The following is a 12,611-nucleotide window of genomic DNA, read 5'->3' as shown; positions in this document are numbered from 1 at the left end:
TTCAGTGTCCCCGCCGGGGCGGGGTGGGGGTCAGTCGTCGGCGCCGGCCGACACGAGGGCGTCGGCGCCGCCGACGATCTCGCTGATCTCCTGGGTGATCTCGGCCTGGCGGGCCTGGTTCGCCTGCCGGGACAGGTTCTTCGCCAGCTCCTCGGCGTTGTCCGACGCCGACTTCATCGCCCGCCGCCGCGACGCCGACTCCGACGCCGCGGACTCCAGCATCGCCGCGAAGATCCGGGTCGTGACGTACTTGGGCAGGAGCGCGTCGAGCAGCGCGTCGGGCGAGGGCTCGAACTCGTAGGAGGTCGGCACCCCGGTGTCGTTGGTGACACCGGCCTCCCGGTCCTCCCGCTCGTAGTCGAACTCCTCGACCTCCTCGACCTCCAGCGGGGCCATCCGCTTGGCGACGGGCACCTGGGCGAGCAGCGAGCGGAACTCGGTGTAGACGATGTGCAGCTCGTCCACGCCCTGCACGCCCTCGGCCCCGGCCTCGTCGTCCTCACCGGCGGTGAAGGCGGCGATCAGCTCCTCCCCCACGCGCTGGGCGTCGGGGTAGGTGGGCTGCTCGGAGAACCCGGTGAAGGTGTCGGCCATCGTGCGGTGCCGGAAGGAGTAGTAGGTCTCCCCCTTGCGGCCGACCACGTAGAGGACCGGCTCCTTGCCCTCCTGGCGCAGCAGCGAGAGCAGCTCCTCCGTGCGGCGCAGCACGTTGACGTTGTACGAGCCGGCGAACCCGCGGTCGGAGGTGATGACCAGGACCGCCGCGCGCCGCGGGTTCTGCCGCTCGGTGAGCAACGGGTGGTCCAGCGACGCGGAGGACGCCAGCGCCGACAGCACCCGGGTGATCTCCCGGGCGTAGGGCTTGGAGGCCTCCACCCGGGCCTGGGCGCGCACGATGCGGGCACCGGCGATCAGCTCCTGCGCCGAGAAGATCTTCTTCGTCGACTTCGTGGAGCGGATGCGGCGCCGCAGCGCGCGGAGGTTGCTGGCCACGGTCAGGCGCTCCGCTTGACCTGGACGCGCTCCTGGCCGCGCTGGGACGCGTCCATCGCCTCGGCCTCGGGCTCGTTGAGGTGCAGGTTCTCGCCGTCGGAGGTCTGGAACTGGCGGTAGAACTCCTCGACCGCCGACTCCAGGGTGCCGACGGCGTCGTCACCGAGCACCCGGGTCTGCCGGATCTCGTCGTAGACCCCGCTGTTGCCGCGGCCGATGAAGTCGAGGAACTCGGCCTCGAAGCGGCGGACCTCCGGCACCGGCACCCGGTCGAGCTTGCCGGTGGTGCCCAGCCACAGCGAGACGACCTCACGCTCCACCGGGAACGGCGTGTACTGGCCCTGCTTGAGCAGCTCGACCAGACGCTGCCCGCGCTCGAGGGTGGCGCGACTGGAGGCGTCCAGGTCGGAGGAGAACGAGGCGAACGCCTCGAGCTCGCGGAACTGGGCCAGGTCCAGCCGCAGCCGCCCGGCGACCGACCGCATCGCCTTGATCTGCGCCGAGCCGCCGACGCGCGACACCGAGATACCGACGTTGATGGCCGGGCGGACACCGGAGTTGAACAGACCCGTCTCGAGGAAGATTTGCCCGTCGGTGATCGAGATGACGTTGGTCGGGATGTAGGCCGACACGTCGTTGCCCTTGGTCTCGACCAGCGGCAGGCCGGTCATCGAGCCCGCACCGAGGTCGTCGGACAGCTTGGCGCAGCGCTCCAGCAGGCGGGAGTGCAAGTAGAAGACGTCGCCCGGGTAGGCCTCGCGGCCCGGCGGACGGCGCAGCAGCAGCGAGACGGCGCGGTAGGCCTCGGCCTGCTTGGACAGGTCGTCGAACACGATCAGGACGTGCTTGCCCTCGTACATCCAGTGCTGGCCGATGGCCGAGCCGGTGTAGGGGGCGATGTACTTGAAGCCCGCGGCCTCCGACGCCGGCGCGGCGACGATGGTCGTGTACTCCATCGCGCCGGCCTCCTCGAGGGCGGCGCGGATGGCGGCGATCGTGGAGCCCTTCTGGCCGACCGCGACGTAGATGCAGCGCACCTGCTGCTGCGGGTCGCCGGTGGCCCAGGCTTCCTTCTGGTTGATGATCGTGTCGGTGACGATCGCGGTCTTGCCGGTCTGCCGGTCACCGATGACCAGCTGCCGCTGGCCCCGGCCGATCGGCGTCATGGCGTCGATGGCCTTGATGCCGGTCTGCAGCGGCTCCTTGACCGACTGCCGCTGCACCACGGTGGGCGCCTGCAGCTCGAGGGCACGCCGGCCGGTGGTGGCGATCGGACCGGCGCCGTCGATCGGGTTGCCCAGCGGGTCGACGACGCGGCCGAGGTAGCCGTCGCCGACCGCGACGGAGAGGACCTCGCCCGTGCGGCGGACCTGCTGGCCCTCCTCGATGCCGGAATAGTCGCCGAGGACGACGACACCGACCTCGCGGACGTCCAGGTTCAGCGCCAGACCGCGGACGCCGCTCTCGAACTCGAGCAGCTCGTTGGTCATGACCGAGGGCAGGCCCTCGACCCGGGCGATGCCGTCGCCGGCCTCGGTGACGATCCCGACCTCTTCCCGGGAGACGTCCGGGGAGTAGTCGGTGACGTAGTTCTGGATGGCACTGCGGATCTCGTCTGCGGAGATCGTCAGCTCGGCCATGGGTCCGTCCTCTTCCCTGCTGGGTCGTGTCTGTCTGCTGGATCGGGGCTCGGGAGCGAGCTGTGGGGCTCAGCCGACCAGTCGTCGGCCGGCGGCCTCGAGACGGTGGGCGACACTGCCGTCGACGACCTCGTCACCGACGCGGATGACCAGCCCGCCGAGGACGCTGGGGTCCACGGTCACCTGCAGCCCGATCGCCCGCCCGTAGAGGCGGCTGAGCACGTCGGTCAGCCGGCGCTCCTGCTGCGGGGTGAGCGCGATCGCCGTGGTGACGCGGGCGACCGACTGGCCGCGGCGGCCGGAGGCAACCTCGGAGAGCCGCTCGATGACGTTCTCGGCGTTGCCGGCGTACCGGCTGGTCAGGTGGGTCCGCAGCAGCAGGGCGGTGACGGGGCTGACCCGTCCCGCGAGGAGCTGCTCCAGCAGCGCGGTCTTGCCGGCCGCCGGGGCGGTGCGGTCCCCGAGCACCCGGGAGAGGTCGGGGTCGCCGCCGACGATCCGGCCGAACCGGAACAGGTCGTCCTCGACGCCGTCGAGCTCACCGCGCTCCGCCGCGGCGTCGAGGGCCGCGTCGGTGGCGAGGGTCTCCGTCGCCTCGACGAGGTCCAGCGGCCGCGACCAGCGCTGCCGGGCCACCGTCTCCACGAGGTCCAGGGTCGCCCCCGAGACCTTCCCGTCGAGCACCCGTCGCGCCAGGCCGGCCCGGTCGGCCGGCGTGCCCGACGGGTCGGACAGGGCACGGCGCAGGGCGACCTGGTCCTCGAGCAGCCGGGAGACGGCGAACAGCTCCTCGGCGAGGGCGAACAGTTCGTCGTCGGAGACCGCACGCGGATGCCCCGTGACCCTGTCGCGCGCCCGCTCGAGCAGGCCCGACGCGGGCCGGGACAGCTCCTCCAGGCGCTCGCGCGCCTGGACGAGCGCCGCCCGGCTGGAGGCGTCCATCAGCGGGTGCCGTCGACGTACACGGAGCTGCCGCCGGTGCGCCCGTCGGGCGAGCCGGCGGCCATGCCGTCGAGCTGGTCGAGGAACCGGTCGACGGTGCCGCTGCGCCGGGCCTGGTCCTCGAGGGACTCGCCGACCACGCGGCCGGCGAGGTCGACCGCGAGCTGGCCGATGTGGCCGCGCAGCTCGTTGACGACCTGCTGGCGGGAGGCGGTCAGCTGCTCCTCACCGCGGGCCACGATCCGCGCGGACTCCTGCTGGGCCTGGGCCCGCAGCTCCTCGAGGATCTGCTGGCCCTCGGCTCGGGCCTGGTCGCGGATCTGCGCGGCCTCGGTCCGGGCCTCGGCCAGCTGCGCGCGGTACTGCTCGAGCGCGGCCTTGGCCTCGGCCTGCATCGCCTCGGCTCGCTCGATGCCGCCCTCGATCGCCTCACGGCGCGCCCGCCACACCTGCTCGAAGCGCGGTGCGACGAACTTGGCGAACACGAAGAAGACGATCGCGAAGGCGATCAGCCCGACGACGATCTCGCCGATGGGCGGCAGGAGCGGGTTCTGTGACTCCGCAGCGAGGATTTCCATGATCTCCACGTCCCTGTGTCAGCTTGGTCCGACCGAGAGGGACAGGTCAGCCAGCGTTGCCGGGACCGAAGATGAAGGGCACGACCAGGCCGATCAGGGCGAGCGCCTCCGAGAGGGCGGCACCGAGGAAGGCGTAGGTGCGGGTCAGGCCGGCGGACTCGGGCTGCCGGGCGGTCGCCTGGATGTAGGCGGCCCAGACGATGCCCACGCCGATGCCGGGGCCGATGGCGGCGAGACCGTAGCCGACGGAGCCGATGCTTCCGACGAGCTCTGCGAGAGCGTCCATGCGGGGGTGTTCCTCCTGTGTCGGTCGCCCGGGTTGTCCCGGGCGGCTGGCTGTGGGGGGTGGATCAGGGGTGGTGCGGTCAGTGGGCGGGCTCGACGGCGCCGTTGAGGTAGGTCGCCGTCAGCACCACGAAGACGTAGGCCTGCAGCACGATGACCAGCAGCTCGAAGAACGTCATGATGATCGCCATCAGGAACGAGAACGGGCTGAAGATGATCGAGAAGTTGCCCACGAAGAGGAGATAGGTCGCGCCGAGCGAGAAGACGACCAGCAGCATGTGGCCGGCGAACATGTTCGCGAAGAGCCGGACGGCGAGGGTGAACGGCCGGATCACGAAGACCTGCAGCAGCTCGATGGGCGTCACGAGGATCAGCGCGCCGATCGGCACGCCCGGCGGGATCGCGGCGTCCTTGAAGTACTTGGCCGCACCCTGCTCGCGGATGCCGATCCAGTTGTAGAGCACCCAGACGATCACCGCGAGGACCAGCGGGATCGCGAACTTGGAGTTCGGGGAGATCTGGGCGAACGGGATGATGCTCATCGCGTTGTTCGCGAGGATGAAGAAGAACAGCGCGCCGAGGAACGGGGCGAACGGGAGGCCCTTGGGGCCGATCACGTCGCGCGCCATGCCGTCGCGGACGAGGGAGTAGCCGCCCTCGAACAGGTACTGCAGCTTGCCCGGGACGATCGAGGGCTTCCGCACGGCCGCCAGCAGCAGCGCGAGGATCACCGCGGTGGCGATCCACATGATGATCGTGATGCGGGTGATCTCGAAGTCGATGCCCAGCAGTGAGAAGGAGGCGATCGGCTCCGGGTAGAACTCCGCGATGCTGGGAGCCTGGAAACCGGTGTCCTCGCCACCTTCTGCGGCGAGCACGTCGGCGAGCGCGAGGGCGCTGGAGGTCACCGTTGTCCCTTCTGCGTCCTGGGTGGGCTACCTCGCCCGCCCCGGGTGGAGCCGGTGCGCCCGTTCCCCTCGGCTGGGGGCAGGGCGCCGTACTTGACGACCACCAGGTAGATGGCCACCGTCAGACCGAGAACGACCCCGATGAGGGCGACGAAGCGCGTGTCCCACCAGCGGTCGAGCAGCAGCCCGGCCCCGCCCCACACGATGATCCCGGAGAGCATCGTCCCGGTGATCCCCCAACCGATGTCGGCCCCGCTGGGCTGACGGTCGGTGGGTGCTGCAGGTCGAGGTCGAGAGCCCCCGGTCGTAGGGCGTGTCTCGGCCATCGGCTCGGACACTATCAGCCGCGCGTGGCGGCCTCTCCGGGCGGCGGGAGGGTTCCCCCGGTCGAGGGCGGAGCCGGTGGCTGCACGTAGTACAGACGCCGGGTCCACACCCACCGCTGCTGGACGACGCTCCACAGGAGCGCGCCCGCGATGACCGTCCACGCCAGTGTCCGCCGGTCGAGCCACCCGTCGGCCGGCAGCGCCTGCAGCACCGCGGCCAGGACGAGGATCTTGACGAGGAACGACCCGAGGGCCGCCGGCAGGGTGAAGGCCTCGCCGTGACGGCCCGCCCAGGCGATGACCAGCCCCGAGACGGCGAAGAAGAAGGTGACGACCGCGGCCCCCACCAGCACCGCCAGGGCGTCGTCCGAGCCCCCGACGAGGCCGGCGACGGGGGCGGCCACGGCGGTGAGCCCCGCGGTCACCAGCGCTCCCACGCGGAGGAACGAGAGGTCCCAGGGGATCTCCGGCTGGATCGGGGTGGTCATCGGACTCCCTGCCCCGCCCCCGCCGCCCGCGGGGACGGCTCGGTGGCCGCGTCGGGTGACGGGCCGGGGGTGGTGGACGTGGTGGTGCGCAGCGAGCGCGCGGTCGGGTGGTCGGCCCGGCTGCGCTGCCGCTGCGCCTCCAGGTCGGCCGCCCGGGCCTCCCGGGCGGCGCGACGGGCCCGGGGACTGAGCACGACGATGACGCCGACGACGAGCAGCACGCCGATGGCGACCAAGAGCTCCGCCGTCCCGCCGGTGATGCTGAGCGTGACCGCGCCGAAGGACAGCAGCGCCGCCCAGAAGTACATGACGAGCACCGCCCGCCGGTGCGAGTGGCCGATGGCCAGCAGCCGGTGGTGCAGGTGCATCTTGTCCGGCGAGAACGGCGACCGGCCGCGGCGGGTGCGCCGGACGACCGCCATGACCAGGTCGATGAACGGGATGGAGAGCACCGCGACCGGCACCAGCAGCGGCAGGGCCAGCGGCAGCAGGCTGGCCGCGGAGTCGAAGGACTGGGGGTCGACCCGCCCGGTCGCGCTGACCGCGGCCGCGGACAGCATGAGCCCGACGAGCATCGAGCCGGAGTCGCCCATGAAGATGCGCGCCGGGTTGAAGTTGTGCGGGAGGAAGCCCAGGCAGGCGCCCGCCAGGACGGCGGTGATGAGCGCCGGAGCGCTGGCGACCTCGTCGTAGCCGACCAGCCCGAGGTTGTAGCTGTAGGCGAAGAAGGCCAGGGCGGCGACCGCCGAGACCCCGGCGGCCAGCCCGTCGAGGCCGTCGATGAAGTTGAGCGCGTTGACCGTGGCCACGGTCAGGAGGACGGTCAGCGGAACGCCGACGGACGGCCCCAGCGACAGCGTGCCGATGTCGGCGACCGGCAGGAACACGAAGGCCAGCTGGACGCCCAGCAGGACCATGACGCCGGCGGCGGCGATCTGGCCGGTGAGCTTGGTGAGCGCGTCCAGCCCGAACTTGTCGTCGAGGACGCCGAGGGCGCAGATCAGCCCCCCGGCGGCGAGGACGGCGGCGGTCTGGGAGTCCTCGAAGGTGCGCTGCAGCGCCGGCAGGCGGGTCGCGACGAGGATGGCGGCGGCCACCCCGAGGTACATCGCCACGCCACCGCCGCGCGGGGTGGGGATGACGTGCACGTCCCGCTCGCGGGGGGCGGCCATCATCCGCAGCCGGACGGCCGCCACCCGCACCACGGGCGTGGTCAGGTAGGTGACCAGCGCCGCGGTGATCAGGACGACGACGTACTCGCGCACGGGCTCAGGCCGGGTCGAGGGGGGCCGCGTCCACGGACGTCCGACCGGCGTCGGGACTCCAGGACGGCGTGCACATCGCGGCGGGGCTCCCGGACTGGACGACGGACGGTCGTCCCACGGTATCGCTCCGGAGGCCCGGCGACCGGCAGCGCTCGGTCGCCGGACCCTGCCTAGTCGGTGAGGTCGGGCACGACCTCGCGCAGCTCGTCGACCGAGACCGCGCCGATCCGCAGCACCCGCGGCGTGGGCCCGGTGCAGTCCACGATGGTGCTGGGGGCCGAGCCCTGTCGCGGGCCGCCGTCGAGGACCACGGCCGCCTGCGCCCCCAGCTGGGCGACCGCCGCCTCCGCGGTGGTGGCGGCCGGGCGCCCGGAGCGGTTGGCGCTGGAGACGGCCAGCGGGCCGGTGCGGCGGAGCAGGTCGCGGGCGACGGGGTCGTCCGGCAGCCGGACGGCGACGGTCCCCTCGGCGTCCCCGAGGTCCCAGGCCAGCGAGGGCGCGTGCTCGAGGACCAGGGTGAGCCCGCCCGGCCAGAAGGACTCGGCCAGCCGCAGGGCGACCTCCGGGGTCCGCAGCACCAGGCCGGCCAGGGTGGACGCCTCACCGATGAGCACCGGCACCGGCATGGTGCGGCCCCGGTTCTTCGCCGCGAGCAGGGACATCACCGCCGCGGGGCTGAAGGCGTCGGCGGCGACGCCGTAGACGGTGTCGGTCGGCAGCAGGACGAGGTCGCCGCGGCTGAGCGCCGCCGCGGCGGCGTCCAGCCCGGCGGCGCGGGCGTCGGGGTCGGAGCAGTCGAAGACGTCGGCCACGACGCCGGAGTCTGTCATTCCGCCGCGCGGCGGGCCGTGGTGAACCGTGGCCGGCCCGCGAGGTCGGAGTGGTCGGCGACGTCGGTGAAGCCGCCGTGCCCGCGGACCAGGGCCGGCAGCGCGGCCCCCTGCTGGTCGGCGTGCTCGATGCCGAGGTGCCCGCCGGGACGCAGCAGCCGGGCCGCGGTGTGCAGCAGTCCGCGGACGACGTCCAGCCCGTCGGGGCCGCCCCACAGGGCCATCGGCGGGTCGTGGTCGGCCACCTCCCGCGGCACCCGCGCGCCGTCGGGGACGTAGGGCGGGTTGGAGACGACGAGGTCGACGGTGCCGTCGAGGGCGGTCAGCAGCTGCCGGTCGGTCATGTCGCCGGCGAGCACCTCGACCGGGGTGTCCCCCGCCGCGGTGCGGACGGCGGCGTTGTGGCGGGTCCACTCGATGGCGCCGTCGTCGCGCTCGACGGCGGTGACGCGCGCGCCGGGGTGCTCGTGGGCCAGGGACAGCGCGATCGCGCCCGAGCCGGCGCCGAGGTCCACGACCACGGGCGCGGCTCCGTCGGCCAGCCGGGCCAGCGCCCACTCGACGAGCAGCTCGGTCTCCGGCCGCGGCACGAAGACGCCGGGCCCGACGGCCAGCTCCAGGTGGCGGAACGGGGCCCGCCCGGTGAGGTGTTGCAGGGGTACCCGCCCCGCGCGCTGGTCGAGCAGGTCGGCGAACCGCGCCGCGGGGTCGCCGGGGACGTCGGCGAGGGTGAGCAGCCGGGCGCGGGGCACGTCGAGGACGTGGGCCAGCAACAGCTCCGCGTCCACCCGGGGGGACGCCACGCCGGCCTCGGCCAGCCGCCGCGCGGCGTCGGCCAGGAGCGTGCGGGGGTTCAGGAGCCGGCCGCCAGCAGCTCGGCGGTGTGCGCCCGGGTCAGCGCGTCGATGACCGGGTCGAGCTCGCCGTCGAGCACCGCGTCCAGGTTGTGCGCCTTGAAGCCGACGCGGTGGTCGCTGATCCGGTTCTCCGGGAAGTTGTAGGTGCGCACCCGCTCGCTGCGGTCCACGGTGCGCACCTGGCTGCGCCGCTGGTCGCTGGCCACCGCGGCGGCCTCCTCGCGGGCGGCGGCCAGCAGCCGGGAGCGCAGGATGCGCAGCGCGGACTCCCGGTTCTGCAGCTGGCTCTTCTCGTTCTGGCAGCTGACCACGATGCCGCTGGGCAGGTGGGTGATGCGGACGGCGGAGTCCGTGGTGTTCACGCTCTGCCCGCCGGGCCCGGAGGAGCGGAAGACGTCGATGCGCAGGTCGTTCGGGTCGACGGTGACGTCGACGTCCTCGGCCTCGGGGAGCACGAGGACCCCGGCGGCGGAGGTGTGGATGCGCCCCTGCGACTCGGTGACGGGCACCCGCTGGACCCGGTGCACGCCGCCCTCGAACTTCAGCCGGGACCAGATGCCCTCGTCGGTGCGTGACTTGATCGCGACCGAGACGTCCTTGTACCCGCCCAGCTCGGCGTCCACGGCGTCGATGACCTCGGCCGACCAGCCGCGCCGCTCGGCGTAGCGCAGGTACATGCGGAGCAGGTCGCCGGCGAACAGGGCCGACTCGGCGCCGCCCTCCCCCGCCTTGACCTCGAGGATGACGTCCTTGTCGTCGTCGGGGTCCTTGGGCAGCAGCAGCTCGCGCAGGCGGTCCTCGAGCTCGGGGATGCGCTGCTCGAGCCCGGCGGCCTCGACCGCGAACGAGGCGTCCTCGGCGGCCAGCTCACGGGCGGCGGACAGGTCCGCACGGGCGGCGTCCAGGGCGCGCTTGGTCTCCACGAGCGGGGCGAGCTGCGCGTAGCGGCGGCCCAGCCGGCGGGCGCGGGCGGTGTCGGTGTGGACGGCGGGGTCGGCCAGCTCGACCTCGAGCGCGGCGTGCTCGGCCAGCAGGCCGGTCAGGCGGTCGGGCGACCCGCCCCAGCCGGCCTCGGCAGGACTGCTCACGGTGCTCACTTCCAGTGCTGTGCCGGTCCACGCGGGACCGGCGGGAGAACGGGCCGGGACACGACGACGGCGCCCGCCCCACGAGAGTGGGACGGGCGCCGTCGGAGGTGCTACTTGCCGGCCTTGGCGGCGTCGCGCTTGCCGAACCGCTTCTCGAAGCGGGCGACGCGGCCACCGGTGTCCAGGATCCGCTGCTTGCCCGTGTAGAAGGGGTGGCAGGCGGAGCAGGTCTCGACGGTCAGCTGACCGCCGGGCGCCGTGCTGCGGGTGGTGAAGGTGTTCCCGCACCCACAGGTCACCGTGGTGGTGTGGTAGTCGGGGTGGATTCCGGGCTTCATGTCGCCTCTTCCGAGTGGTCTGTGCCGTTCAGGTGGTCGAACGCCGGCGGCCGACCGGTCATTCCGGCCGCGCAGCGGGGGCTCGGCCGACCAGTATCCCTGATCGGCCGACCCCGCCGGCGGGCGGCCTGGTGACGTGCGCTGGTGACGTGCTGGAACGACCCCGTCCAGGGACCCGACCTGAGCCTGCGAAGGCCGGGGAGGACGGGGGTCCTTCACTCGTTGCCGGGGCCCAGCGTCGTCTTCTGGATCTGCATGAGGAACTCGATGTTGTTCCGCGTCTTGCGGAGCTTGTCGAGCAGCAGCTCCAGGGCCTGCTGCGGCTCGAGCGCGGCGAGCACCCGGCGCAGCTTGATGACGATGGCCAGCTCGTCGGGCGACATGAGGATCTCCTCCTTGCGCGTGCCCGACGCGTTGACGTCGACGGCCGGGAAGACCCGCTTGTCCGCCAGCCGGCGGTCCAGCTTGATCTCCGCGTTACCGGTGCCCTTGAACTCCTCGAAGATGACCGTGTCCATCGTCGAGCCGGTCTCGACCAGCGCCGAGGCGATGATCGTGAGCGAGCCGCCGTTCTCGATGTTGCGGGCGGCGCCGAGGAAGCGCTTGGGCGGGTAGAGCGCCGTGGAGTCGACACCACCGGAGAGGATGCGCCCGCTGGCGGGGGCCGCCAGGTTGTAGGCGCGGCCCAGCCGGGTGATCGAGTCCAGCAGCACGACGACGTCGTGGCCCATCTCGACCAGGCGCTTGGCCCGCTCGATGGACAGCTCGGCGACCGTGGTGTGGTCCGACGGCGGCCGGTCGAAGGTCGAGGCGATGACCTCGCCCTTCACCGAGCGCTGCATGTCGGTGACCTCCTCGGGCCGCTCGTCGACGAGGACGACCATGAGGTGGCACTCGGGGTTGTTCGTGGTGATCGCGTTGGCGATCGACTGCAGCACCATCGTCTTGCCGGCCTTGGGCGGGCTGACGATGAGGGCGCGCTGCCCCTTGCCGATCGGCATGACCAGGTCGATGACCCGGGTGGTCAGCTGGTGCGGCTCGGTCTCCAGCCGCAGGCGCTCCTGCGGGTAGAGCGGGGTCAGCTTGGTGAACTCCGGACGCTGCCGCGCCTGCTCGGGGTCCAGGCCGTTGACGGTGTCCAGCCGGACCAGCGCGTTGTACTTGTCCTTGCGCTCGCCCTCCCGCGGCTGCCGGACGGCGCCGGTGATGGCGTCACCGCGGCGCAGGCCGTAGCGGCGCACCTGTGACAGCGACACGTAGACGTCGTTCGGCCCGGTCAGGTAGCCGGAGGTGCGGACGAACGCGTAGTTGTCGAGGACGTCGAGGATTCCGGCGACCGGCAGCAGGACGTCGTCCTCGCTGACCGTGGGCTCGTTCGGCTCGAAGCGCTCGCGGCCGGTGGTGCCGCGGCGGTTGCGGTCTCGGTAGCGACGCCCGCGGCGGCCGCGGCCACCCTCGAAGTCGTCGTCGTCCTCGTCGGGGCGGTCGTTGTTCCGGTCGTTGCCGCGGTCGTTGCGGTTGTCGGGCCGGTCGTTGCGGTTGTCGGCGCGGTTGTCCGGCCGGCCGCCGCGGTCGCGGTCGGGGCCGCGGTTGCCGTCCCGGTCGGCGCGGTTCCCGCCGTCCCGCTCGGTGCGGGTACCGCCGTCCCGCTCGGCACGGGCGCCGCCGTCCCGCTCGACACGGGCGCCGCCGTCCCGCTCGGTGCGGTTCCCACCGTCACGCTCGTCGCGGGTGCCGCGCTCGGCGCGGTCGCCGTCGCGGTCGGCACGGTTGGCGCCGTCGCGGTCGCCGCGGGTGCGGCGGGCACGCTGCGGCCGCTCGCCCTCGGCCCGGTCGCCCTGGGCGCGGTCGCTCTCGGCACGGTCGCCGTCGGGACGCTCGCTGTCGGCGCGGTCGCCGTCGGTGCGCACGTCCTCGGTCCGCTCGGGAGCGGCAGCCGGAGCGGCGGTCTGCGCCGACTCGGCGCGGGACTCGGGGGTGGTCGACGGCGCCTCAGCGGCGGGGGCCGCGGGGGCGGCGCTCGCGGCCGTCGGCGCACCGGCCGGCCGGCTGGCCGCGCGGCGCCGCCGGGGG

13 protein-coding genes and 1 pseudogene are annotated in these 12,611 nt (G+C 73.2%); all 14 read right to left on the bottom strand.

Going from position 1 to position 12,611, the window contains the following annotated elements; all coding sequences use genetic code 11:
• Positions 1-30: 30 nt before the first annotated feature.
• Complete coding sequence (locus tag PGN05_RS23050) at positions 31-993, bottom strand: F0F1 ATP synthase subunit gamma (RefSeq protein ID WP_419754914.1); 963 nt, start codon at positions 991-993, stop codon at positions 31-33.
• A gap of 2 nt (positions 994-995) precedes the next feature.
• On the bottom strand, positions 996-2,633 hold the full coding sequence (gene atpA, locus PGN05_RS23045; RefSeq protein WP_419754913.1) for a F0F1 ATP synthase subunit alpha: 1,638 nt from the start codon (positions 2,631-2,633) through the stop codon (positions 996-998).
• 69 nt (positions 2,634-2,702) lie between these two features.
• The gene (locus PGN05_RS23040) at positions 2,703-3,575 is read right to left on the bottom strand and encodes a F0F1 ATP synthase subunit delta (protein ID WP_419754912.1); all 873 of its coding nucleotides are present in this window, start codon (positions 3,573-3,575) and stop codon (positions 2,703-2,705) included.
• Positions 3,575-4,153 (bottom strand): F0F1 ATP synthase subunit B, encoded by a 579-nt coding sequence (locus tag PGN05_RS23035; RefSeq protein WP_419754932.1) that lies wholly within the window; start codon positions 4,151-4,153, stop codon positions 3,575-3,577. Before PGN05_RS23035 ends, PGN05_RS23040 begins: the two co-directional genes overlap by 1 nt.
• A 46-nt stretch (positions 4,154-4,199) precedes the next feature.
• On the bottom strand, positions 4,200-4,439 hold the full coding sequence (gene atpE / locus PGN05_RS23030) for an ATP synthase F0 subunit C (RefSeq protein WP_419754911.1): 240 nt from the start codon (positions 4,437-4,439) through the stop codon (positions 4,200-4,202).
• A gap of 79 nt (positions 4,440-4,518) precedes the next feature.
• A complete protein-coding gene (gene atpB, locus PGN05_RS23025) occupies positions 4,519-5,346 on the bottom strand; it encodes a F0F1 ATP synthase subunit A (RefSeq protein WP_419754910.1) in 828 nt (275 codons plus the stop codon).
• Entirely contained in the window at positions 5,343-5,567 is a 225-nt protein-coding gene (locus PGN05_RS23020; protein WP_419754909.1) for a hypothetical protein, read from the bottom strand. Before PGN05_RS23020 ends, atpB begins: the two co-directional genes overlap by 4 nt.
• A 119-nt stretch (positions 5,568-5,686) precedes the next feature.
• Complete coding sequence (locus PGN05_RS23015; protein ID WP_419754908.1) at positions 5,687-6,160, bottom strand: hypothetical protein; 474 nt, start codon at positions 6,158-6,160, stop codon at positions 5,687-5,689.
• Positions 6,157-7,425 (bottom strand): glycosyltransferase family 4 protein, encoded by a 1,269-nt coding sequence (locus PGN05_RS23010; protein ID WP_419754907.1) that lies wholly within the window; start codon positions 7,423-7,425, stop codon positions 6,157-6,159. Before PGN05_RS23010 ends, PGN05_RS23015 begins: the two co-directional genes overlap by 4 nt.
• A gap of 170 nt (positions 7,426-7,595) precedes the next feature.
• Complete coding sequence (locus PGN05_RS23005) at positions 7,596-8,237, bottom strand: L-threonylcarbamoyladenylate synthase (protein ID WP_419754906.1); 642 nt, start codon at positions 8,235-8,237, stop codon at positions 7,596-7,598.
• A 14-nt stretch (positions 8,238-8,251) separates the two neighbouring features.
• Entirely contained in the window at positions 8,252-9,094 is an 843-nt protein-coding gene (gene prmC, locus PGN05_RS23000) for a peptide chain release factor N(5)-glutamine methyltransferase (protein WP_419754931.1), read from the bottom strand.
• A 14-nt stretch (positions 9,095-9,108) separates the two neighbouring features.
• Positions 9,109-10,200: a peptide chain release factor 1 gene (prfA, locus tag PGN05_RS22995; RefSeq protein ID WP_419754905.1), complete on the bottom strand. Its 1,092-nt coding sequence runs from the start codon at positions 10,198-10,200 to the stop codon at positions 9,109-9,111.
• 110 nt (positions 10,201-10,310) lie between these two features.
• Positions 10,311-10,538, bottom strand: coding sequence for a 50S ribosomal protein L31 (gene rpmE / locus PGN05_RS22990; RefSeq protein WP_419754904.1), 228 nt, complete (start codon positions 10,536-10,538; stop codon positions 10,311-10,313).
• A gap of 215 nt (positions 10,539-10,753) precedes the next feature.
• A pseudogene (rho, locus tag PGN05_RS22985) lies at positions 10,754-11,869 on the bottom strand (transcription termination factor Rho); the annotation flags it as partial.
• Positions 11,870-12,611: the final 742 nt, after the last annotated feature.

The sequence above is a fragment of the Geodermatophilus sp. CPCC 206100 genome, from assembly GCF_048569675.1.
Classification (GTDB): domain Bacteria; phylum Actinomycetota; class Actinomycetes; order Mycobacteriales; family Geodermatophilaceae; genus Geodermatophilus.
This window is presented reverse-complemented; position numbering and strand designations above follow the sequence as displayed.